The sequence below is a fragment of the Bifidobacterium sp. W8104 genome (assembly GCF_016100735.1).
GTDB lineage: Bacteria > Actinomycetota > Actinomycetes > Actinomycetales > Bifidobacteriaceae > Bombiscardovia > Bombiscardovia choladohabitans.
In genome coordinates this window covers 556,100-579,466 of the sequence record NZ_JACFRW010000001.1, presented here as the reverse complement: position 1 = coordinate 579,466, position 23,367 = coordinate 556,100, and the positions used below count along the sequence as shown (strand labels likewise).

Sequence of the window (23,367 nt, the reverse complement as noted above, 5' to 3'; positions counted from 1 at the left end):
CTGGTCATATCTGAATCCGTCCGGATTCGACCCGTGTACCCGCGCCCGACGAACCCTGCAGAGATTGGGAGGAACGATGTTCACTGTATTGGGATTGTCTAGATTCCAGTTCGCCATGACGACGATATTCCACTTCTTCTATGTCCCTATGACCATCGGTCTGGCCCTGGCGGTCGCCATCATGGAGACCACCTATGTGGTGACCAAGAAGGATGTCTACAAGAAGATGACCATGTTCTGGTCCAAGATCTTCCTGCTCTCCTTCGCGGTCGGCGTGGTCACGGGCATCATCCAGGAGTTCCAGTTCGGCATGAACTGGTCCAACTACTCCAGATTCATGGGTGACATCTTCGGCGCCCCCCTGGCCATCGAGGCCCTGCTGGCATTCTTCCTGGAATCAACTTTCATCGGTGTGTGGATGTTCACCTGGAATAGGTTCAAGCCGGCCGTGCATGCGGTCTTCATCTGGCTGACCTTCCTGGGTTCCTCCATGTCGGCAATCTGGATTCTGGCTGCCAACAGCTTCATGCAGCATCCGGTCGGCTTCGAGATCAACCAGGCCACCGGCCATGTGCGACTGCGCAGCTTTGGCGACGTTATGTCCAATCCTCAGCTGTGGATCGAGTTCCCCCACGTCTTCTTCGCCGCCGTCTGCACAGGTGCCTTCGTGGTCATGGGCTGCAGTGCTTTCAGCCTGCTGAGGATGCATATGGGGAACAAGGACAAGGCCGTGGCCGCTGTCGAGGCAGACTCCGAGAAGCAGGCCAAGGTCAACCTGTTCACCAAGTCCATCCGTCTGGCTGCTCTGCTTGGGCTTATCGGCTCCATCTGCGTGATCACCTACGGTGATTTACAGGGCAAGTTCATTGTGACCGATCAGCCTATGAAACTGGCTGCCACCGAGGCCATCTACGAGGATACCGGTGATCCAGCACCTTGGAATGCCGTGGCTCTGATCAATGAGAAGGACCATAAGATTGAGGGGTCCGTCGAGATTCCCGGAGCCATGTCGCAGCTGGCTTATGGCAAGAAAACAGGCGCCGTCAAGGGCATGAACACCGTCAACAAGGAGCTGCACGAGAAGTACGATGCCAAGTACGGCAAGGACATGAACTACTACGTGCCGGTCACCACCCTGTTCTGGGTCTTCCGCCTGATGGTCGGGATCGGGTTTGCCTTTGCCCTGATATCGGCATTGGTGCTCTGGTTCACACGCAAGAAGAAGAATACGCTCTTTACCACGCGCTGGAAGCTCTGGATCATGGGCATCTTCACCTTCGCCCCCTTCGCTGCTACGACCAGCGGCTGGCTGGTGACTGAGCTTGGGCGCTATCCGTGGCTGGTCTATGGTTTCCAGACCATCGCCGATGGAGTTTCACCCACCAGTACAGTGCCGAACCTGCTCTTCACCTGCATTGTCTACTTCCTGCTCTTCCTGGTCCTGGGCGGAGTCATGGTCTTCTACACCAGGAGGACCCTGCACCAGGGACCCTTCTACAAGCCGGATGACGGTAATGGGCCACAGCCTGCCAAGGTTCATGGCGCACCGGCTAGGGTAGCCTTGGCCTGATGGTCGACTGATTTCAAACCCTTCCTTCCCCTTCGGTAAATCCCCCGCTTCGGACCGCATGGTTCGGAACGGGGGATTTGCTGTCATGGGGGGGGGGTGCCGCCAGCAGCAGCCAACGGCGGTGAGGTTTAAGAGCAGAGAGCAATGACGAGCATGAAGTGGCAGATGTGACGGATGTTCGTCTCGTGGCTGATATTAGGCTGGCATCACTCGCTCTCGTTAAGTTGCGCTGGTTCCGACGCGTCGATTCGTTCAGACCTGTGCGGACAGCCTGGCCACAATTCGCTGCAGCAAGTTGCGTACGCCCTCAGACATGGGGGAATCGTCGAGACCGCCCGCAGCTCGTTGCAGATAGTCCTTGGCGATTCGCCGACTGCTCTCCATCAACTGGGGGTGGGCTCTGAGGTAGTCGACCACCAGGTCGGGATCATCCTGTTGGACCAAAGTTCTGAAGTTCTCATCCTCCTGGAATCCCAGTAGAACCGGCAGAGTGTAGATTCCGTCGCGAATGTCCTCCAGCTTGGGCTTGCCTGTGTCACGATTCAGATCGAAATCGTTGATGTCGTCGATGATCTGGAAGGCCATGCCAAGATTGCCGCCGAAGTCTCTGGCGGTCCGTTCCAAGGCCGGGTCAGTTGGCTGGCCATCAAGGCGGATCCCGGTCAGGCAGGCCAGGCGGAAGAGGGCTGCGGTTTTTCCCGAGATGGCTCGGTTGTAATCGTCGATGGTGATGTGGGTGTGGTGACGGTCGGACTCTTGGTAGAGCTCGCCGCCGACAATCTCGCAGACCGTACCGGCCTGCTCACGGATAAAGGCTGTGTCAGGGGCGATGGAGGCCATGATCTCCATGTAGCGGGAGAGGATCAGGTCTCCCAGATAGATGGCGGCCTTGTTGCCCCGCATGGTGTGGACCGTGGGCTTGTTGCGGCGGATGGGGGCGTTGTCCAGAACGTCGTCGTGGACCAAGGTAGCCAGATGAAGCATCTCGATGGCGGCGGCGCCGGTGATGACGGTGTCGTTCAGCTGCCCTCCGGTCCCTGATCCGGACCGGGCAAAGAGGACCACCATGGCGGCGCGAATCATCTTGCCGTGGTTGTCCAGCAGTCGACGGTAATCCTCCTGATAGGGGGCCACATGGGTACGTTCCTGGTGCAGGCGGTCAACGACCAGCTCAAGATCCTTGCGCAACAGGAGCTCTTGTCCTTCTGCCATGGAGGTACGCTCCCTCTATCTCGTTAAGAACCGCAACGTATCCAATATACCAAGACCGGGGCCAGCCCTGAAGATTGTCGGCCCGGTCCTGGCTGTCGTCGTAATCACTGTGGTCAAGCTAACATCCAACGTGCCAGCCTGCTGCTGTGACGCCGAGGCCTGAACCCGATTCGTAAGGGGGCTGCATAGATCGGCCTGGGAGCGAAGCCGGGTGAAGTAGGCTAGGTGTATGAGTCAGCATTACCAAGCGGATCAGGTCTCCCCACAAGGCGGCGAGGGAGAGCACGATCGACCGCTGTCCGTTTCGGCCCGGCTGGGGCGACTTCAGTTCCATTACTCGGGCAAGTTCAGACTTCTGCAGCTGGCCGACGTCCAGGAGGGCCCCAAGGTCTCTCCGGACACAATCAGGCTGATAGGCGCGGCTTGCGATGCGGCAAAGCCCGATCTGGTGGTCTTCTCGGGCAACCAGGTGGCCGGTTACGACACGGCATACGAGCACACCTTCCGTAAGAGACGTTGGAGCACCCCTCTGGACGGCATCTATTCGGCTGGTCTGAGCATGGGCGGCGCACTGGGACTTGGGGGAGCCTCTCTGAAACGATCCTCCAAGCCCCGGGAGGATCAAGCAGCCGCGGACCGTCGGGAACCGGACCGCAGGGATGCCGAGCGTGTACGTCAGCAGAACATCAAGCACACCGAGGATCTGGTCCGCAGAACCGTTGGTCTGATCACTGGCCCGTTGGTCGAACGCGGGATTCCCTTCGTCGCCACCTATGGCAACCACGATTTTCAGTGCGGTCTGGATACCGATCAGATGGATGCCATCTATCGGGAGGTGCCTGGCTGTCTGAACCCGGAGGCTACGGTCGCCCATCCTGATCGGGTCCATGCGCTGATCGGGTCGGCCCTGCCCTCCCAGACGGCCTTTGTCTGCGCCCCGGGTACTTTCGCCCTGCCTGTGGCGGATTGCGACGGAAACGGGGTGGTCATGGGACTGGTCCTTCTGGACTCTGGTGACTATGCCCGAGCAGGCGGCTACGGTTCACCTTCGGACCAGGCCCTGGACTTTCTGGCGGCTGCTCCCGACCTTCTGGGCAACCGGTCCATAATCTTCCAGCACATGCCCATCCCCCAGTTCTATGATCTGCTCAAGCCGGTGCCAGCCACCACAGCCTATGCGGTCCAGGGCTATCGAAGCTTCGACTCCCGTTGCTACATCCTGGACGAATCGCGCACCTGCCCGGGCTCATACCTGGGCGAGGGCGTCTCCTGTCCTGACGAAGACAGCGGCGAGTATGATCTGCTGACCCGGAACCGGGGCTACTTCGCCCTCTTCGCAGGGCATGACCATCGCAATGGCTTCGTCGGACGCAGCGGGGATCTGACGTTGGGGGCCACGCCCACGTGCGGATTCGGCTCCTACGGTCCGGTGCCCAGCAAGCGGGCGGCACGGCTCTTCGAGTTCGACATCCGCCATCCGCATCATCCGCGTACCCAGCTCCTGGAGTTCGGGCAATTGGTGGGGCGGCCGGGATCCCATAAGGTCTACACCTTCGCCATGAGCCATGTGCCCACCTCTACCGGGGACGCTGTCAACCTCTTGCGTCGGCCCGGATTTCTGGCGGGCGGCCTGACGGCCCTGGCAGGGCTGATCGCCTCCTGGGGTTCCACCAAGCGGCGATCAGGACCAAGGGGTTAGGAATTCCCGCTCAGGCCCTACGACGGGCGGGAGAAGAGGCTCGTAGCAGGGCTTCGGTCAGGTATTTGCCGGCGGCCATGACCAGGGGGGCGTAGCGCCTTCCCGGCGTGGTGGACATGCGGTTGACCGGTCCGGAGATGGATATGGCGGCCATGACCTGCCCGGATCCGTTGCGGATGGGGGCCGAGATGGAACAGACACCCTCTTCCCGCTCGTTGATGGACTCGGCCCAGCCGCGCTTGCGGACCGTAGCCAGGGTCGCTGCATTGAACTTGGCGTGTCGCAGACCCTGATGGAGGCGCTCAGGTTCCTCCCAGGCCAGCAGAATCTGTGCCGCTGACCCGGCCTCCATGGACAGCAGAGCGCCTACGGGGATGGAGTCACGCAGGCCCGAGGCGCGTTCCACCGCGGCGATGCAGACCCGGACCTCGCCCTGGCGGCGGAAAATCTGGGCCGACTCGCCCGAACGGTTGAGCAGTGTATGCAGGATGGGCCCCGAGGCGGTCAGCAGTCGATCCTCGCCGGCGGCGGCGGCCAGTTCGGCGAAGCGGGAACCCAGGACGAAGCGGCCATGCGCGTCCCGCAGCACGAAGCGGTGGCGCTCCAAGGCGATGGCCAACCGGTGGGCTGTGGGTCGGGCCAACCCGGTGGCGTTGACCAGCTGGCCCAGGGTCATGGGTCCGGTCTCCAGGGTGTCCAGAATTCGCACCGTCTTGTCCAGAACGCCGACGCCCGAATGAATCTCCTCCTGATGCATGTTTGGATCGTTTACGGAGGGATATCTGTCGTCGTCGTTCATAGAAGGTGTGTCCATGGTTGAATTATGCCATCTCAGTATATGAAATGCAAAAGTTCATAACGGTTGGGCAGTTCCATACTCGGTGGTAAGAGGCCGGCGGGGTGCCGATGAGGTTGGCGCCCTGGCCGGTCGTAGGCTTTCAGGAGGCGATATGGGACGCACAATGGCGGAAAAGGTCTGGACCGATCATTTGGTCAGAAAGGGCCAAGGCGGCGAGCCCGATCTGATCTACATCGATCTGCAGCTCATGCACGAGGTGACCAGTCCACAGGCTTTCGAGGGTCTGCGCCTGGCAGGCCGGAAGATTCGTCACGTGGACCAGGTCATCGCCACCGAGGATCACAACACCCCCACCATCGACATCGATCGGCCCATCGCCGACAAGGTTTCGGCCCTGCAGATCTCCACCCTGGAGCGCAACTGCCGTGAGTTCGGCGTCCGTCTGCTTCCATTGGGGAATGCCGACCAGGGCATCGTGCATGCTTTTGCACCCGTCTTGGGGCTGACCCAGCCCGGCATGACCATCGTCTGCGGCGATTCGCATACCTCGACCCACGGGGCCTTCGGGGCCCTGGCTTTCGGCATCGGCACCTCCGAGGTGGAGCATGTCCTGGCCACCCAGACTCTGAGCCTGAAGCCTTTCAAGACCATGGCCATCACCATCCGCGGGCAGCTCAAGCCGGGCGTAGGCGCCAAGGACGTCATCCTGGCTGTCATCGCCAAAATCGGCACGGGCGGCGGCCAAGGGCACGTTCTGGAGTACCGGGGCGAGGCCATTCGGCGGATGTCCATGGACGCACGCATGACCATCTGCAACATGTCCATCGAGGCAGGGGCCAGGGCCGGGATGATTGCGCCGGACGAGACCACCTTCGCCTACCTGGAGGGCCGGCCGCATGCCCCCAAGGGGGCCATGTGGGATCAGGCCCTGGACTACTGGCGGACCCTCCCCACCGATCCGGATGCAGTCTTCGACAAGGAGGTCATCCTGGATGCCGACCAGCTGACCCCCTACGTGACCTGGGGCACCAATCCCGGACAGGGCCTGCCCATAGCTGCTGATGTGCCTGTGCCCGAAAAGATCGCCGATCCGGCCAAGCGCCAGGCAGCCCAGGAGGCCATCGACTATATGGGTCTGAAGCCGGGGATGCCCATCCGCGACATCGCCGTGGACACTGTGTTCATCGGCTCCTGCACCAATGGGCGCATCGAGGATCTGCGCGCGGCAGCGGCCATCATGAAGGGGCATCACAAGGCCAAGAACCTGCATCGCGTCCTGGTGGTTCCGGCTTCTTCGCGCGTTCGCATTCAGGCCGAAAAGGAGGGGCTGGACCGCATCTTCGAGGACTTCGGAGCCGAATGGCGCAACGCCGGCTGCTCCATGTGCCTGGGAATGAACCCCGACCAGCTGGTGCCGGGAGAGCGTTCCATCTCCACATCCAACCGCAACTTCCAGGGTCGTCAGGGCAAGGGCGGCAGGACGCATCTGGCCTCGCCAGAGGTGGCTGCTGCGACGGCCATCAAGGGAACCATCTGCTCCCCTGCCGATCTGTAAGCCCATCAATCATTCGTCATCATCATCGCCATCCAGCAGGCAGGAGGTCATCATGGAGCCACTTTCCGTTGTAACCGGGGTCGGGGTACCCTTGCACCGCTCCAACGTAGACACTGACCAAATCATCCCCGCCGTATTCCTGAAGCGGGTGAAGAAGACAGGCTTCGAGGATGCGCTCTTCTACGCCTGGCGAAGGGATCCGAATTTCGTACTCAACCGGCCCGAATATTCGGGTGCCCGCATCCTGGTGGCCGGACCGGACTTCGGCATCGGCTCCTCGCGCGAGCATGCGGTCTGGGCTCTGCGGGACTATGGCTTCCGCGTGGTCATCGCCCCCCGCTTCGCCGACATCTTCTATGGGAATACCGCCAAGAATGGGGTCCTGGCCGCCATCATGCCCCAGGAATCAGTGGAGTTGCTCTGGAAGATCCTGGAGGAGGACCCCGGCACCGAGATGACCGTGGACCTGGGCGCTCGCACGGTCACCTGCGCGGATGTGACCCTGCCCTTCCAAGTGGACGATTACGTGCGATGGCGGCTCATGAACGGCTACGACGATATTGATCTGACCTTGCAGCATGAGGATGACATTCGTGCCTATGAGCGCATTCGGGCCGAGCGTTTCCCCTTCAAGCCTCGCACCCTGCCGGCCCGGCACATGCCGGAAGAGCCGGTCACTTCAGCCAGGGAGGGTCAAATCGACTGGCCTGGGCCCCTGGCTGACCGCGGCATCATCTGACCGACGGGCCGTGTGCCCTTATATGAAAGTCATTCGCCCCTTCTTCGCCTACCATGGAATGTGACAGTCATTGGTCGACTGTGACCGGTTGGCAAGCAAAGAGGGGCGATTATCATGAGGCACAGCAGCGGCGATGTGCACAACTGGGGCGTTCGACAGGCAGTGAATGCCCTAAGTGCTTTTGCTTTCATCTATGTGGCCATTGAGACATTGGCAGGTCTTTTGGGAGGCAAGGTGGTGCTGCCTGCTCTTTTCCCGCATGCTTCCAAGGAGCAATACAACGGTCCTTTAGGTGACTGGACAGTGGTTATCTCCGTGGTGCTGGCCCTGCTGTTTGCCTTGATCAGTCAATGGCCGGTCATCGTAGGCCATGAACGGCATGGCCAGGACCAGGTGCGTTGGGTCACTGCGCGCCGATTCAGCCTGCTGGCGTTGATCATCGCCCTGGCCTGCTTCTTCCTCAGTCAGCTGGTGGCCGGTGCGGCCAACTCTGGACTGAGCGCCATTCTGTCCGGTACTGGTCTGCATCCGCCGACCGCATCCGACGACGGCGGCATGGAAACGCCGATCATGCTCTTCTATGGCATTCTTCTGGGGCCCTTTGCCGAGGAGCTGGTCTTCCGAGGGGTCATCATGAATGGCTTGCGCCGCTTTGGCCGAGTGTTCGCCATCATTACCTCTTCTCTGCTTTTCGGCTTCATGCATGGTTCCTTGGTCCAGGGTCTGTTCGGTTTCATTTCCGGCCTGGTTCTGGGCTATCTGGCCATGGAGTACGGGTTGGTCTGGTCCCTGTTGGTGCACATGCTCAACAATGCCTTCTCTTCGGGTCTGCTGGCCAAGTACATGCCCCTGGCACCCGAGGTGGTTCGCATCGGCCTGGGTCTGCTGATGATCCTGGTGCTGCTGACCGGAGTCGTCGGACTGCTGTTCAAACTAAGGACTCTCCGTGATTACTGCCGGAGCAATCGCGCTCCCAAGGGGATATACGCTTCCTGGAGGGCGCCTTGGTTCCTGCTCTTCTGCCTGGCATGCCTGCTGATGGCCCTGAGCGAATTCGTGCCGGGGCTGGCCTGAGCAGACGGTCGATGGCGCTGGCCCATTGTCGGGATTCCGTCGAGGGAAGGGCGGGGTCGGGCTAGACTCGGGTATGTAGTGTTGATATGAACATGGGGAAAGGTTCGTGTCGCTGGACGCCCTTGACGGTCGTACGGTAGTGCATGAAGGGGAAGGATCATCGACGGATGAGGGATGATGAGGATCGCGACAGCGGCAGTGAGTCTGCCGATGCCCAAAGCGATCAGGGGCGCTTGAAGGTGTCTCGCTCCTCTATTGCCCTCATGACTGCAAGCCACAGTGCCAGCAAGGACTACGCACGCCACTGGGACTATGAGGAAGGGTCCATCAGCCTGCCACCCTTGAGCCTGCCGGGGGAGGCCGTGGATGATGGCTTGGCCTACCCGGGGCGGATAGCCCATAGGAAGACTGCTCTTCTGGGTGATGACGGAGCTGGTGGCAAAGGGCACAAGGGTGCCATGCCAGTCGGTGAACGACCCTCGGTGCTTCCCGGGTCCTATGATTTTTTGAACTCGGTCACCATGGCCAGTCAACCGGAGGTTCCCACATTTCCCCCGGAAGACCTGCCAGTTGACGGGCAGAGCGGAAAGGATTCCGGGCAAGAGCCATCCCCGCGGCGTGTGGTGGTACGCCGAGAGCCGGAGGCTTCCAAGGCCACCGGGATGGCCACAGAGATTTCGGCACAGCCTGAGAAGCCTGCAGTCAAGGTCGTCTGGTCCTGGACCAAGCCCGAGACGAACAAAGGCCCGGTCTTCTCCTGGAATATGCCCAAGCGTCGTAAGCTGTCCACAAGCACCCGTGCAGGCAAACCTGCAGCTTCCGCACCGTCTGCCAATGCTGTCGACTCCGCTGTCCCGATACCTTCCAAGGTCGAGCAGGAGTCATCAAAAGCTTCCGCTCCCGTTCCTTCCGCAGTCGAAACAGCCGAACCCAAGTCGATGACTACGGCCGGGGCGCCCTCGGCTTCCGGATCTGGGGATCCGATGTCCGCGAAAACGAATCCGGAGGTCTCTGCGCCCGCAGCTTCTGCTGGTGCGCCTGCGACACCCGTGGTATTCGCCGACCGACCGGTCGTTGTCCGTCGTTCGGTTGCGGACTGGGATTCCCTGGTCACTGGTTCCCCGGCTCCAGCGGAGAACGGTGCTGCTGCACGATCCGTGGCCAGCGGAGCCGATCATCAGGGGCGTCGGGTCTGTTCGACTCCACGGGTAGTCGCTCAGCCTGCCGCAGTCGCCGGTGACGGCACCGGTGGTCGGGTCGTTTCGTCAAAGGCTGTCGACGGACAGGGGGCGGCGCGCGCGCAAAGGGATTATGTCGGTCAGCCCGCGCAGATCGGCCAAGGAGGCATTGCCGTTCAGCCTGCCCCCTCTGAATCTTCCGTGTCTGGGAATGCAGCTCCAGGGATGCAGTCGGTCGTTCAGTTTGCGTCTTCGCCGACATCCGTATCCTCTCCAGGTGCTTCGGTGGCTCTCGCCGCCAAGGCTGCCGAGGCTGCTGCAGCTGCTGTGGCTGCCAAGGCCGAGTCCGCCGGAACCGAGGATACCGCGACGGATGCAACCAAGCCGTCTGGCTCTTCGCATGGTCCTCATCTGGGCCTTTCCACCAGAGGTCGTAAAAGGAGTGGGGGAGCACGTCGGTCGTCCAAGCGGCGATCTGCTCGTAACCGCACCCGTCCTTCAGTCGAGTCGGCAGCCCCCAGGGTCGTTTCCAATGTTTCGGCAGAATCCGTCCCGGGAGCAAGCCGACCGGCACCCGTCAGTTCGCAGCCGATTGTCGTTCCAAGTGAACTTGATACTGCCACGCCAGCCGCTGCAGTTGCGGCCCAGCCGCAGGCTCAGGCGGAACCGCAGACGGCCAAGCCCGTTGTCAAAAAGTCCATCGCCTACACGGCCAGTTCGGGGGTTCTCCACGCCGTCAACGGCCAGGCTGCCTTCGCTTTCGTCTACCTGGCCATATCCGTTCTGGTGCTCATGGTCGGTTCGGGGATGATCCTGCCTGTCATCATGGAGCAGGTCAAGGACCCCAGATCCATCGCCTTCCTATCCGATGGGATTACCCTCCTTTCGGTCCTGCTGGCGCTGACTTATGCCTGCATTTCAGAGTGGAGCGTTATTCGAGGTGAGGATCAGCGAGGACAGGACGCCGTTCATTGGCGCACAGACAGAAGAATGACGCTGGCGGCTCTGATGGCCCTTGTAGCGGTGCTCCTGCTCGGCCAGGGGATGGTCCATGAACTGAACAAATTCCTCAACCACTTCTGCCTGCTTCTGCACATCCCCTCCCTGGCCTCGCGCAGCCTGCTGGTCACAGGCGCTTCCTCGCCGATGATGGCCCTGTACGCCCTCCTGGCGGTTCCCCTGGCTGAGGAGCTGGTGTTCCGTGGCATCATCCTCAACGGACTGCGTCGGTTTGGCCGAGTTTTTGCCATCCTGACCGCATCCCTGCTCTGCGCCCTGCTCCAGTGTGATCCGGTCTCTGGGCTTTGGATTTTCCTGCTGGGGCTGGCATTGGGATACTGCTCCCTGGAGTATGGTCTGATCTGGGCCATCGGAGCCCGTGTGGTCGGCGATCTGCTCTTCTCCGGCCTGCCCAACCGCTATCTGATGAACGCTCCGCGAACCGCCCGTCTGTCGGTTTTGGCAGTGGCTCTGGTCTTGGTTCTGGCTGGGTTGCTCATGTTCTTCCTGCACCGCGCCAGCCTCTTGGATTACCGGCGGCGCTATCGAGCGCCTAAGGGAACCTATGTGTCCTGGAGGCAGCCCTGGTTTCTGCTCTATTTGCTGCTCTGCCTGCTGCTGGCAATCTTCAAGTTCGTGCCCGGCCTGCTCTAGAGCATGACGTATGGGTGCCGCCGGTGTTGGCGTAGACTTGGACCAGCTGGAGGTCGGTGCTGAACGGCCAAACCTGCAGAGGATCATGAAAGGGCATGGTGACATGGGGCAGACAGCGACGGAAGCCGATGCGTCAAGGACTGGGCAGACTCAGAAGCCCAGACGAGGCACGGCGGATCGCGCATGGATGAGTGCGGCCAGGGGCATGCTCAACCGCCAGGCCGCCCTGTTGCTGGTCTACCTGCTTATCATCAACAGCGTCGGCCTTCTGTTCGGTGTTCTGGCTCAGATGGAGTGGAATGCCGTGTTCGATCCGGTGCCTGCTCACTCGGGATTTATATATGTGATGAGCCATGCCGACAAGGAGTATGGGGGCATCATCAATCTGATCGCCGCCTGCACAGGCCTCTGCTTCCTGGTTTTCACACGACGCCGGCAGATCTGCGACTCCGGTCCCTCGGGCATTTTCCACACTGATCTGCACCCCATGACCTGGCAGGTTCTGCTGGGATGCTTTGCGCTGACGCTGACCGGGCAGACCCTGGCTGACTGGTATCAGTCGGGCATGGACTGGACTGCGGCGCGGTTGGGAGTGCAGCAGTCCTGGACTACGACCCAGCAGATCCAGCAGGCCTCGGGTACCATTCCCATGTTTATATACGTCAGCCTGCTGGCCCCCGTCATCGAGGAGCTGGTCTTCAGAGGGGCCATCCTGAACGCGTTGAAACCCTATGGGCACGTCTTCGCCATCGTCACCTCCGCCGTTATGTTCGGCTTCTTCCATGGCGACCTTGGCCAGGGGTTCTTTGCTTTCATCATGGGTCTGCTCCTGGGCTATCTGGCCTGCGAATACTCCATCTTCTGGTCCATGGCCCTGCACGTGTTCAACAACCTGGTCGTCAGCGACGGGTTGGAAGTCCTTCTCGGGTTCATGAGCGACAACATGTCCTCCTACATAAACGTGCTCATGATGCTGGCAGGCATGATGGCGGCCGTTCTGGTGCTTTACCTGGGCCGTCATCGGATTGCCGCTTTTCTGCATGAAAACCGCACCTACACGAACGTCTATGGCGCCTGGGCCTGCCCATTCTTCATCATGCTGCTGCTGATCATGGGCTTCACCATGCTGACCCCCTTCGTTTCAACCGGCGCCTGACCAGTATCTGACGGGGTGGACGCGCTATGCCTGAGGCGACAATTCACGGTGTCCCCACACCCCCTGTGGCAGACTTGCAATAAGGGCCGACGATGTGCCAAAGCCCGGCTCTGAGCGGATACGAGAAAGAAGCCGATAAATGCCCAAGGTGAATACACAGGATGATGTGCTGCATGTGGTGGGCGGCAGGCCCCTGCATGGCACCATACAGGTCCGCGGGGCCAAGAACTTCGTCAGCAAGGCCATGGTCGCCGCCCTTTTGGCTCCGGGCGTCTCAGTACTCAAGAATGTGCCCGTAATCCGCGATGTCCAGGTGGTCTCGGACCTGCTGAGGCTTCACGGTGTCAAGGTGGACGTCCGTCCCCAGGAGGGCGTGGTCACCATCGACGCCAGCCATGTGGAGCTGGCCGATGTGGCCGATGTGGACACCCTGTCGGGCTCTTCCCGCATACCCATCCTCTTCTCCGGACCGCTCCTGCACAGGATGGGAGAGGCGTTCATCCCCGTTCTGGGCGGCTGCCGCATCGGCAGCAGGCCCATTGACTTCCATCTGGAGACCCTGCGCAAGCTGGGGGCCAATGTCGACAAGGAGCATGAGGCCGGCATCCATATCACAGCGCCGGACGGCCTGCATGGGGCTAAGATTCACCTGCCCTACCCCTCGGTGGGCGCGACGGAACAGACCCTGTTGGCGGCAGTCCTGGCCGAGGGGCGTACCGAGCTGTCAGGGGCGGCTACCGAACCCGAGATCATGGACTTGGTGGCGGTTCTGCAGAAGATGGGCGCGCAGATTTCCGTGGACGTGGACCGGACAATCCGCATCGAGGGGGTGCCCTCCCTGAAGGGCTTCACCCACACCTCCCTGCCCGACCGGATCGAGGCCGCCTCCTGGGCTTCCGCCGCCCTGGCCACCCATGGCGACATCATGGTCAAGGGCGCCCACCAGCCCGACATGATGACCTACCTGAACGTCTTCCGCAAGATCGGCGGCCAGTTCGATGTGCGCGACGACGGTATCCGCTTCTGGCATCCGGGCGGTGACTTGCGCCCCGTGGCCATCGAGACCGACGTGCACCCCGGGTTCATGACCGACTGGCAGCAGCCCCTGGTGGTCGCTCTGACCCAGGCCAAGGGTCTTTCCATCGTTCACGAGACCGTCTACGAGAATCGCTTCGGCTTCACCGAGCCGCTGATTCAGATGGGTGCCACCATCCAGCTCTACAAGGAGTGCCTGGGGTCCCTGCCTTGCCGCTTCCAACAGCGCAACTTCAACCACTCGGCCGTCATCTTCGGGCCCACCCCGCTGACCGGCCAAGACATCGATGTGCCCGACCTGCGTGGCGGCTTCAGCCACCTGATCGCTGCACTGACAGCCTCCGGCCCCTCCACCGTCCACGGCATCTCCCTGATTGACCGCGGCTACGAGGACTTCCGCGACAAGCTGCTGGCCCTGGACGCGCAAATCGACTGATCCGGCAGACATAGATGGCTTCCAAAGGCAAACCCTCCCCCCGGTCTGCGGTGTCCGCCCTGTCCGACCGGCAGGTGGCCCTGCTGGCCCAACGGCACAAGCTGGTGGATCCGACTCGCTACTATCCTACTGGACACCGCACGCCGGCCCTGGACGAGATAGATGGTCAGCACCCTGTGGGGACCACCCGTCTATTGCGCGGGGTCTCCCAGGTGGTGCGCGATTCATGCCGGGTCTATGCCTGGGGGCTGGAACGAGTGCCGCAGGCCGGGCCCTTTATTACCGCAGCCACCCATGTGACCCAGTTTGACGTTTTCATTCCTATGATGGCCCTCTTCCACCTGGGTCGTCGCCCCCGCTATATGGCCAAGGCCGAGATGGCCCATTGGCCCCTTATCGGCAACTGGTTCCGCATGGTGGGCATGCAGCCGGTCGAGCGCAAGTCCGGTAAGGCCAGGTCGATTGAGGAAGAGTCGATCAGTATCATCACCTCAGGCAGGCCGCTGACCATCTGGCCCGAGGGGACCGTGACCCGTGACCCTCTGAAGTGGCCCATGTCGCTCAAGCCCGGGGTGGGATTCATCGCTTTGGAAGCCTCGCGGCAGCTGGGTCACATGGTTCCTCTGTATCCCAGCATCACCTGGGGGGCGGCTTCGATCAATCACAAGTGGCCCTGGCCTCGCAAGAACGTGGTCATGTGCTATGACCGGTTCCTTGACTATTCCGACCTTCTGGAAGACATGGATCAGTGGGGTGCGGAACCTCCCAAGCAGTCCGTGCACGCCCTCTGTGTCCGCCTGCGCAACCGGATGGAAGAGGTCATGGCTGAGATTCGTGGCGAGGAGCCTCCGGCGGCCGGTTATTTCGATTATGTGACCATGACTCGTAAACCCAGAAGCGAGCAATAGGGCTGGAACCCGCCCCTAATTCCCTATGCCTGGCGGTGGTGTCATAGGATGGTGGGGACAAGAATGAGGCTGCTGGTCGGCGTTCCCGTGCGCACGGCATTATGCAAAGGAGAATGATGACGAAGATCGCGGTATTGGGAGCAGGCGCATGGGGAACCGCTTTTGCCCAGGTACTGGCTGACGCAGGCAACCAGGTGGTCATGTGGGACATCGACCCGAATGTCGTGGATGAAATCAACGGTAAGCATTCGAATGCTCGCCGCCTGCCGACCGTGAAGAGGCTGCCCGACGCTATCATCGCCGAGGGTGACCGGGGCGAGGCCGTCTCGGGGGCAGAAATCGTAGTCGTGGCCATAGCCGCTCAGCACGCCTGTGAGGCCTTGAAGGAATTCAAGGGTCTGCTGGGTCATGACGCCATTGCAGTTTCTCTGATGAAGGGGATTGAACGGGGTACCGACAGGCGGATGGACCAGGTGGTCTGCCAGACGCTGGATTTGGATCGGGCCAGGTTTGCAGCCGTCTCCGGCCCCAATCTGAGCAAGGAGGTGGCCGCCCGCGAGCCTAGCGCCACTGTGGTGGCCAGCGCGGATGCCGATACCGCCATGAGAGTGGCCCGTGCCTGCACGACCGACTATTTCAAGGCTTTCGTCTCGGACGATGTGATCGGCCTGGAAATGTGCGGGTCGCTGAAGAACGTCACTGCACTGGCCGTGGGGATGTCACGGGGGGCTGGGTTCGGGGAGAATACGGCCGCCATGATCCAGGCCAGGGGGCTGGCTGAACTCACCGCCCTGGGGGAGGCTTGCGGTGCCAAGTCCAAGACCTTCGCCGGTCTTGCCGGGGTAGGCGACCTGGTGGCCACCTGTGGGTCGTCCCTAAGCAGGAACTACACTTTTGGCTTTAATCTGGGTCAGGGCAAAAGCATCGAGGAAGCCACTCGCGTCAGCAAGGGTGTCGCCGAGGGTGTACCCACCACCGATGCTGTCGTCGCCCTGGGCAAGCGCTACCAGGTGGCGACCCCGCTGGCTACAGCCATGAGCCATGTGCTGGATCAGGGCCTGAGCTGCCGGGGCATGATCGACGAGCTGTTCGGCGGGCAGATCACCGCAGAGTGAGTCTGGCGGCCATCAGAAACTTCCGAAGGCTATAGGGGTGTGAGAGCTGTGAAGTCGGTGCTAATGATCCTTTGATCGGCGATAGATATTTTTCGAATCAATCGCGCGTCTGACTCATCTGGTTCCTACCTCAGCACCATCATGCCTGTTCGTGCCAAGCTTGTGGATGAGCGACCCCGACCAGGTCCTGCTGCCTGCCAAGGGGATATTCTGCTGTCTTGAATGATGTATCTGCCCGGGCAGGTGCCTGAGCTGAGGTTGGAATTCATGTCCAGGATGAGGAAAGCCGAGGAATGATGGTCAGGAAACGTGTTGTGGTGCTCTATGGCGGTCGTGCCGACGAACATTCCATATCCTGCGTGTCGGCGGCCGGCGTGCTCAATGCCATTGATACTGACCGATACGAGCCCATCCCCATTGGCATCACCAAGGACGGCCGATGGACCATTGGCGGCCAGGATCCCAGGCAGTGGGGTCTGGACGATGCCAGTCTGCCAACCGTGCAGATAACCGAAGGCAGCCGTCCGATCATTCTCGACATGGCCCGTGGCAGGGATGGGTTTCTGATCGGCGACCATGCCGACCTGGTCTCTGAAGCCAAGCCTTCCAAGGCCTTCGATTCCCTGGAGCCCTTGGGACATGTGGATGCGGTTTTCCCGGTGCTCCATGGCCCTTACGGTGAGGACGGCACCCTGCAGGGCCTGCTTGAAATGATGGGCCTGCCCTACGTCGGATGTGGGGTCTTCGCCTCTGCCGCATGCATGGACAAGCACTACACGAAGATCCTATTGAGCCAAGTCGGCATACCTGTGGCTCCGGGCATCACCATTGACTCCCGTGAACAGCGATCCGGAGCAGACCTGTTGGCCGCTGTGCAGAAGGCGGAGTTGCATTACCCGCTCTTCGTCAAGCCCTCCCGTGCGGGATCCAGCTTTGGCGTGGTCAAAGTGGAAGAGCCCGAAGGCGAAGCCCTGGCTGCTGCGGTCGCCGAGGCTGCAAGGCACGACTGGCGGGTCCTGATAGAGGAGGGCATTGAAGGGCGGGAGATTGAGTGCGCCGTGCTCGCCTCAAGCAAGGACAGAAAGCCCCGTACTGCCTGGCCTGGCGAGGTGGTGCTGGACAAGGATGATCAGGACGAGGCCTTCTACGATTTCGACAGCAAATACGTGGACTCCTCCGCCTCCCACGTGGAGGTCCCCGCGAACCTGCCGGAGGAGACTCTTCAGAAGGTTCGCGACCTGGCTGCCAAGGCCTTCAGAACCGTGGACGGTGCCGGTCTGAGCCGTGTCGACTGCTTTGTGACGCCCGAGGGCAGGGTCATCGTCAACGAGATCAACACCATGCCTGGCTTTACGCCTATCTCCATGTATGCCAAGGCCTGGGAAGCCACAGGGATCACCTACACCGATCTGATCACCGATCTGATTGAGGGTGTATCGGCCTGACTGCGGCAGCGAGTGCTTCCTATAATAGAAGCGTCCGCTCTTGTACTCGCTGGTAAGGCAAGGTTCCCTATGGATGCTGGTCCCGTTAAGCTGCTGAGTCTGATTGCCGATAAGGGCAAGCGTTTTATCGTTCCTGTGTATCAGCGCCCTTATTCTTGGGATGAGGAACAATGCGAGCAGCTTTGGGACGATGTGCTTCACATCGGGCATTTACACGAAAGCGCCCATTTCATGGGTTCAGTGGTATGGGTTCAAGAGGGCACCATGGGCGCCGATGGGGTAACACCGGCTCTCATTATCGACGGTCAGCAGAGAATCACGACCGTAAATCTTCTCTTAGCAGCACTTGCTGCCTATGCAGATAGCCACCCAAACCAGGCCGATGAATTGCAGTTTTCACGCAATGAAATCATAGATGAATATCTGATTGATTCCTGTCGAGAAGGCGAAGGGCATTATCGTTTATGCCTCTCGCAGGGTGATCATGACCAATACGAGTCTGTCATTCACCATTTGGAGGATCCTAGGGCCCCGATTACAAGTGAGTCCCATAGAATCATCGATAACTTCCAATGGTTCAGTGGTCAATTGAAGGAGATGAGGGATCCGAACAGCGTGTGGGCTGGGCTCAGGCGCTTGGAGGTAGTGTCGATCTCCTTGACGCAGGGTCAGGATGATCCACAGGCCATCTTTGAGTCCATGAACTCAACCGGTAAGGACCTTTCGACTGCAGATCTGGTTCGTAATTATGTGCTTATGCGGCAGCCGCTGGAGATGCAGGGACAGTTGTATGAAGATCATTGGAGAATAATTGAAATAAAGCTTGGCGTGGATATCTATAATGACGTTTTTGATGATTTTCTTTATGATTGGCTTGCTATCATCAACGCCCCCAGACCAGTGCCTACACGAGACGTATACCGGTTCTTTAAAGACTACGTGACCAACAATGGCTACGATAACCATGGTCAAATAGTCGGGCTTCTTGATCAGATGAGCAAGTTTGCCGGGTATTATTCGCGCATTACTTCGAGCTCGGGGGATGATCCTGAAATAGATCGATTGTTTGATCGCATTCGTGCTCTGAATATGTCTGTCATCAACCCCTTGCTCATGACCCTTTTGGATGATTACCAGGAGGGGGACGACCTCTTCAGTCGGAGTGATTTTGTATCCATGTTGAAGCTGTTGGAGAGTTATCTCTTCCGCCGCATTGCCTGCCAGATGTCCAACAACGGGCTGAACCGGTTCTCGCTTTCGGTCATAGCACGTCTCAGACAGGTAAAGGAAGATGGGTCACCCGGCTATCGGCAGGCTTTTGAGGCAGCCTTGCTGGGCGGGGCTGGAACAAGCCATCGGATGCCTGATGACAATGAATTTCGTCAGACCCTTCTTTCGCGCGACTTCTATCCCTTTTCGCGTTGTAATTACATGTTGACGACACTGGAGAATGCGTACCATCCTAAGAACCCGATTGACTTCTCCTCCAGGAATTACACCATTGAGCATATTCTGCCCCAGAATGCGCTCGCTCATGAGCAGTGGCGGCAAATGTTGGGTGCTGATTGCGAACGGGTTTTTGCGGAGCATGTCAACAAGCTGGGTAATTTAACTCTGACCGCTTATAACTCGGAACTCTCGGATGGGCTGTTTAAGCAGAAGAGGGATCGAATTGTCGGTGGGTATCAGGATGAATACCTGTCTATTTCACGTGAGTTGCGTGGTGCGGAGACATGGAACGCTGAGTCCATCGAGGCCAGGACGTGTCGACTGGCTGACAAGGCTTTGGAAGTCTGGTCTATGCCGAAGATCGATCGTGCGACTATTGACAAGTACAAAGCTGATAAGCAGTCGAAGATTCCGACAAAGACGGTTTCTTTGCACATGTTGGGTGCCAGTGGCCTGCTGAAGCCTGGCGATCGACTGGAGAGTCTTTCCCGCAAGTATGAGGCCAGTGCCCTCATTACTGGAGAGATGATGATTAGGGTCTCGGATGGACGTGAATTTGAGAGTCCCTCGTCAGCGGCTTCACATGTTCTCAAATTGGCTGGGGCGAGCAGCAGCTCAATCAATGGCTGGACGTTTTGGGGACATGGGGGCATCAGCCTTGACGATTTTCGTTCTCGTTACCAGGTTTCGCAAGGTGATATGGAGTCTTTGGACCGCTCGAAGGTGAGGGCCATGTTCTGGGAAGGGTTCGTTGACTTCTGTAAGGCCAGGAATGACTTCATGGCCGCTTTCGGCTCGGCCTTTACCAGAGCGGACCATACGAGGTACCTGCTGAGTTTTGGCTCGCCCGTGTCCGGATGCAATCTGGCAGGCCTCATCGGCATCAGGGACGGGTACGCCACCGTTGAATTCCTCTTTCATGATCCTGCGCAATATGCGGACTTCCTTGAGCAAAAGTCTCAGGTCGAGAGCGACCTGTCGGGCCAGGAGGGTGATTTGGAATGGGATGATAAGGATGCAGACAAGAAGTCACGCCACCTGACTCTGACGAGGCATACTGATTACAAACAAGACCAATGGGATGATATCTATCGTTGGCTGGCTGACGCTTTGCTCAAGATGAAAAGCGTCAGCCAGTACGTCCGCTAGTCATTCAAGACGAAAACCTACAGCAATCAGTTGGCTTGGTCTACGCCTTTCCCCGATGGGAGCTCCGCCTCCTGAACCAGGTAGTCCTGGCCGGCCAGTGCGCGGGTGGCGGCATCCTGCATGTCGGCGGCGATGACGCCCTGCTTGGCGAACATGACCACCTGGCCCTTGATGCCGTAAGGGGTGAAGCCCTGGAACTGGACAATGGGCGGGTTGGATGGCATGGCCATATTCCTGGTCGCCTGGGCCACCACCTGTGCAATGGAATGGGAGGACTTGGCTATTTCGGCATCTCCTCGCAGGGTGAAGGGAACTGTGGTGGCGGCCTCGCCGGCCTCGGTGATCTTCTCAAGCGCCGTGGTGTTGAGGATGGAGTTGGGGATCAGCAGCTGGTTGCCGGTCCTGTCGATGACGATAGTATGGCGCCAGGTCACGTCGCGGACGGTTCCGGTGGTGCCTTGGATGGTGATGATGTCGCCGGGCTGGACCACCTTGCTGACCATGAGTCCGAAGCCGCCGACGATGTTGGCGATTGTATCCTTCAATCCGAAGGAGAGGGCTAGGCCGCTGACGCCTAGGGCGGCGACCACGGTGGATGGGTTGATTCCGAAGACGGGTTGCAGGACTGTGGCAGCGGCGAAGATCCAGATCAGGGCGCGGACGATGTTGACGAAGATGGAGGCGCTGGGCAGGTTGGTCCGTTCCAGGGCACGTCGCATGGCCGCCGCTACGATCTTGGAGATCAATGCAGCACAGACAGCCACGACGATCAGAAGGATGATTTTTCCAAAATTCTGGCGGAACCAGTAGATGACGGCATCGCTGAAGCTGGAGATGGCCTGTTCGGACCTCCCCATGGGATCCTTGTTCGTAGCGATGCTTGTACCGGCAAAATTGACGGTCGGATTCATGAGGCCTGGTCCTTTGGCTCGTTTTGGGTGCCGACTGTCAGGGACTTGTCCATCCACATGTGCGGGCATCCCTCATCCTGGTCGTGAATGCCCATGTCCCTATAGCCTAAAGACTCATAGAAGCCGGCCGCCCGTTTCTGCGCGTGCAGTGTGATTCGGTCCGCCCCGTGGTTCCGAGCGGTTTCCTCCGCCGTGCCTACCAAATCCGCACCCAGGTGCTGACCACGGTAGGGCTTTAGAACAGCCAACCGGCCAAGGGTCCATACTCTGCCCCGGTCGGGAAAGATCCGGCATACCCCGACGGGTTCATCCCCGTCATAGGCCACGATATGGAGACTGGCATCATCCGTTTGGTCAAACTCGTTGTGAAAACCCTGCTCCTCCACGAATACGGCCTTACGGATGGCCTTGGCATCCTCGGGGATGGCTTCACTCACCTCATACCGCATGCTTCCTCCTCGCCACGGTCCTCCGCTGCCTCCAATCTACCAAGCCTGACCCTCGGCGTGAATGGATGTCCGCAATCGGATGGCGAACGGTACGTGCGGCTGTCGGCTGTCTGACCCAGACGATTACATGGATGAGGACTCTGCAAGCAGTGCGAGCTTGCAGCAGTGACACTGAAGTGACGCGGGAACGATGGGATGGCCATGGACGAAGACTCGAAACTGACAGGTGTGGCGGCCGAAGCCGCTAAAGGGAATCGGCGCTCGCAGAGGGAGCGGATGCTTGCTGGCGAGCTCTATGATGCCTCGGATCCTGAATTGAGCCAGCTGCGGGTCAAGGCCCACGAACTTTGCCGTCTTTTCAACGCATCTTCTGAGCAGGAGCGGGACCTGCGCAGCCGGCTTCTGGATGATCTGGTGCCCGAACACGGTCAGGACGTCGACTTTATGGGGCCTATCTACTTCGACTACGGATGTTTCACCAAGCTCGGCTCGCGTATCTTCGCCAATTTCAACTTCACTGTTCTGGATACCTGCCCTGTACTGATCGGCGATGATGTGATGATCGGCCCCAATGTCACCTTGGCCACCCCCCTGCATCCCCTGCGGTGGCAGGAACGGAATCTGAGGCGCCATGAGGATGGCTCCCTCTATGACTACGAGTTGGGTGCTCCGATCACCATAGGATCCAACTGCTGGCTGGCATCAAACGTGACTGTGGCCGGGGGAGTGACCATCGGCGATGGTGCGGTCATCGGGGCAGGATCCGTGGTCACCCATGACATTGCGCCCGGCTCCCTGGCCGTGGGCGTGCCCTGCCGGGAAATCCGGACCATCACCGAGGCTGATCGGATGGAACTGCCAGGGGAGGGCTGAAGGCCTCCTGGTCTGGAACGGCATCCATGCTGGCCAGCTGCTGGGCTATGGTCTGTGGGTCTCCGCCCGGGCAAGCTGCCTGAATGCGCCCATCCTGGAGGAAGATGACCCGGTGGGCCCGGGCGGCTACGTTGGGGTCGTGGGTCACCATGAGGATGGTCTGGCCGCTTCGGACGGCCAGGTCGAAGAGGTCCATGACCTCCCGTGAACTATGGGTATCCAGGGCGCCGGTGGGCTCGTCGGCCATGATGATTTCCGGGCTGGCGGCCAGGGACCTGGCGATGGCCACGCGCTGCTGCTGGCCACCACTCATGTCTGCCGGATAGGTGTTGGCATATCCCTCCAATCCGACGTTGGACAGGGCGGACAGGGCCGCTTGGGCGGAGATTTTCCTGCCGCCGAAGAGGCTGGACAGCATGGTGTTCTGCAGGCAGGTGAAGGCGTTGACCAGGTTGTAGTCCTGGAAGACGAAGCCGATATGGTCGCGCCGGAGTCGGGTCAGCTCCTTCTCTTTCATTCGCGTCAGGTCCTCCCCGGCGATGGCCACCCTGCCCTGCCTGACCCGGAGCAAGCCCGCTGCGCAATAGAGAAGGGTTGATTTGCCGGCGCCTGAAGGACCCATGATGGCCGTCCAGGTCCCCGCCTGACATTCCAGGCTGATCTCGTCCAGCACTCTGGCGCCCTGCTTCTGCCGCCTTCCGTAGTCGTAGGAGATCTTGTCCAGAATGAGTGGGGTCTGCGCGTATGGATCCTTTGCCGCCTGATGCTGCATCCTTGCCTTCCTTTCGGTCGTCGCCTGCCTGGTCTTTACCTCCATGAGACCATGGCAAGAGCTCCTGTCAGGGTGTTTTCAGGGTCGAATCGGGGATGATTCAGGGTGGGGGAGCAGTATCTCCCACCCGAAGGGCATGTATCGTGAACGGATAGAGGGTGTATTTCTTGCCGGAAGGGGGAATCGATGG

Annotated in this window: 18 protein-coding genes; 13 read left to right on the top strand and 5 right to left on the bottom strand. The window is 60.0% G+C overall.

Going from position 1 to position 23,367, the window contains the following annotated elements; genetic code table 11:
* Nucleotides 1-76 precede the first annotated feature (76 nt).
* On the top strand, nucleotides 77-1,570 hold the full coding sequence (locus tag H3U89_RS02205) for a cytochrome ubiquinol oxidase subunit I (protein ID WP_198178671.1): 1,494 nt from the start codon (nucleotides 77-79) through the stop codon (nucleotides 1,568-1,570).
* Between the two features lie 252 nt (nucleotides 1,571-1,822).
* Here H3U89_RS02205 and H3U89_RS02200 read toward each other — a convergent pair whose 3' ends face one another.
* Entirely contained in the window at nucleotides 1,823-2,782 is a 960-nt protein-coding gene (locus H3U89_RS02200) for a polyprenyl synthetase family protein (RefSeq protein ID WP_198178673.1), read from the bottom strand.
* 229 nt (nucleotides 2,783-3,011) lie between these two features.
* Here H3U89_RS02200 and H3U89_RS02195 point away from each other — a divergent pair, with 229 nt between their 5' ends.
* Nucleotides 3,012-4,481: a serine/threonine protein phosphatase gene (locus H3U89_RS02195; protein ID WP_198178675.1), complete on the top strand. Its 1,470-nt coding sequence runs from the start codon at nucleotides 3,012-3,014 to the stop codon at nucleotides 4,479-4,481.
* A 10-nt stretch (nucleotides 4,482-4,491) separates the two neighbouring features.
* Here the strand turns inward: H3U89_RS02195 and H3U89_RS02190 are convergent, their stop codons facing one another.
* On the bottom strand, nucleotides 4,492-5,280 hold the full coding sequence (locus H3U89_RS02190) for an IclR family transcriptional regulator (protein WP_269748688.1): 789 nt from the start codon (nucleotides 5,278-5,280) through the stop codon (nucleotides 4,492-4,494).
* A 151-nt stretch (nucleotides 5,281-5,431) separates the two neighbouring features.
* Between H3U89_RS02190 and leuC the strand changes: the two genes are divergently transcribed.
* From leuC to H3U89_RS02140, 10 genes are all read left to right on the top strand, one after another.
* Nucleotides 5,432-6,835 carry a 3-isopropylmalate dehydratase large subunit gene (gene leuC / locus H3U89_RS02185; RefSeq protein ID WP_198178677.1) on the top strand — a complete coding sequence of 468 codons (1,404 nt, stop codon included), beginning with the start codon at nucleotides 5,432-5,434 and terminating at the stop codon, nucleotides 6,833-6,835.
* Between the two features lie 52 nt (nucleotides 6,836-6,887).
* A complete protein-coding gene (leuD, locus tag H3U89_RS02180) occupies nucleotides 6,888-7,574 on the top strand; it encodes a 3-isopropylmalate dehydratase small subunit (RefSeq protein WP_198178680.1) in 687 nt (228 codons plus the stop codon).
* A gap of 114 nt (nucleotides 7,575-7,688) precedes the next feature.
* Nucleotides 7,689-8,648 carry a CPBP family intramembrane glutamic endopeptidase gene (locus H3U89_RS02175; protein ID WP_198178682.1) on the top strand — a complete coding sequence of 320 codons (960 nt, stop codon included), beginning with the start codon at nucleotides 7,689-7,691 and terminating at the stop codon, nucleotides 8,646-8,648.
* A gap of 167 nt (nucleotides 8,649-8,815) precedes the next feature.
* Nucleotides 8,816-11,479 (top strand): CPBP family intramembrane glutamic endopeptidase, encoded by a 2,664-nt coding sequence (locus H3U89_RS02170; RefSeq protein WP_198178684.1) that lies wholly within the window; start codon nucleotides 8,816-8,818, stop codon nucleotides 11,477-11,479.
* A 103-nt stretch (nucleotides 11,480-11,582) separates the two neighbouring features.
* Entirely contained in the window at nucleotides 11,583-12,635 is a 1,053-nt protein-coding gene (locus H3U89_RS02165) for a CPBP family intramembrane glutamic endopeptidase (protein ID WP_198178686.1), read from the top strand.
* 139 nt (nucleotides 12,636-12,774) lie between these two features.
* Complete coding sequence (gene murA, locus H3U89_RS02160; protein ID WP_198178688.1) at nucleotides 12,775-14,106, top strand: UDP-N-acetylglucosamine 1-carboxyvinyltransferase; 1,332 nt, start codon at nucleotides 12,775-12,777, stop codon at nucleotides 14,104-14,106.
* A 14-nt stretch (nucleotides 14,107-14,120) separates the two neighbouring features.
* Nucleotides 14,121-15,014, top strand: coding sequence for a lysophospholipid acyltransferase family protein (locus H3U89_RS02155; protein WP_198178689.1), 894 nt, complete (start codon nucleotides 14,121-14,123; stop codon nucleotides 15,012-15,014).
* A 113-nt stretch (nucleotides 15,015-15,127) separates the two neighbouring features.
* Nucleotides 15,128-16,129, top strand: a complete 1,002-nt coding sequence (locus tag H3U89_RS02150; RefSeq protein ID WP_198178691.1) for an NAD(P)H-dependent glycerol-3-phosphate dehydrogenase — start codon at nucleotides 15,128-15,130, stop codon at nucleotides 16,127-16,129.
* A 296-nt stretch (nucleotides 16,130-16,425) separates the two neighbouring features.
* Nucleotides 16,426-17,574 (top strand): D-alanine--D-alanine ligase family protein, encoded by a 1,149-nt coding sequence (locus H3U89_RS02145; RefSeq protein ID WP_198178693.1) that lies wholly within the window; start codon nucleotides 16,426-16,428, stop codon nucleotides 17,572-17,574.
* Nucleotides 17,575-17,643: 69 nt separating this feature from the next.
* Nucleotides 17,644-20,172, top strand: coding sequence for a DUF4268 domain-containing protein (locus tag H3U89_RS02140; protein ID WP_198178695.1), 2,529 nt, complete (start codon nucleotides 17,644-17,646; stop codon nucleotides 20,170-20,172).
* 26 nt (nucleotides 20,173-20,198) lie between these two features.
* On the opposite strand, the gene H3U89_RS02135 is transcribed toward H3U89_RS02140, so the two are convergent.
* Together H3U89_RS02135 and H3U89_RS02130 are read right to left on the bottom strand one after the other, a co-directional pair.
* Entirely contained in the window at nucleotides 20,199-21,083 is an 885-nt protein-coding gene (locus H3U89_RS02135; protein ID WP_232345438.1) for a mechanosensitive ion channel family protein, read from the bottom strand.
* Nucleotides 21,080-21,532, bottom strand: coding sequence for a GNAT family N-acetyltransferase (locus tag H3U89_RS02130; protein ID WP_198178697.1), 453 nt, complete (start codon nucleotides 21,530-21,532; stop codon nucleotides 21,080-21,082). Before H3U89_RS02130 ends, H3U89_RS02135 begins: the two co-directional genes overlap by 4 nt.
* A 201-nt stretch (nucleotides 21,533-21,733) precedes the next feature.
* Between H3U89_RS02130 and H3U89_RS02125 the strand changes: the two genes are divergently transcribed.
* Nucleotides 21,734-22,405 carry a sugar O-acetyltransferase gene (locus H3U89_RS02125; RefSeq protein WP_198178699.1) on the top strand — a complete coding sequence of 224 codons (672 nt, stop codon included), beginning with the start codon at nucleotides 21,734-21,736 and terminating at the stop codon, nucleotides 22,403-22,405.
* On the opposite strand, the gene H3U89_RS02120 is transcribed toward H3U89_RS02125, so the two are convergent.
* Nucleotides 22,365-23,177, bottom strand: coding sequence for an ABC transporter ATP-binding protein (locus H3U89_RS02120; RefSeq protein ID WP_198178701.1), 813 nt, complete (start codon nucleotides 23,175-23,177; stop codon nucleotides 22,365-22,367). The two genes, H3U89_RS02125 and H3U89_RS02120, sit on opposite strands and share 41 nt — an antisense overlap.
* Nucleotides 23,178-23,367: the final 190 nt, after the last annotated feature.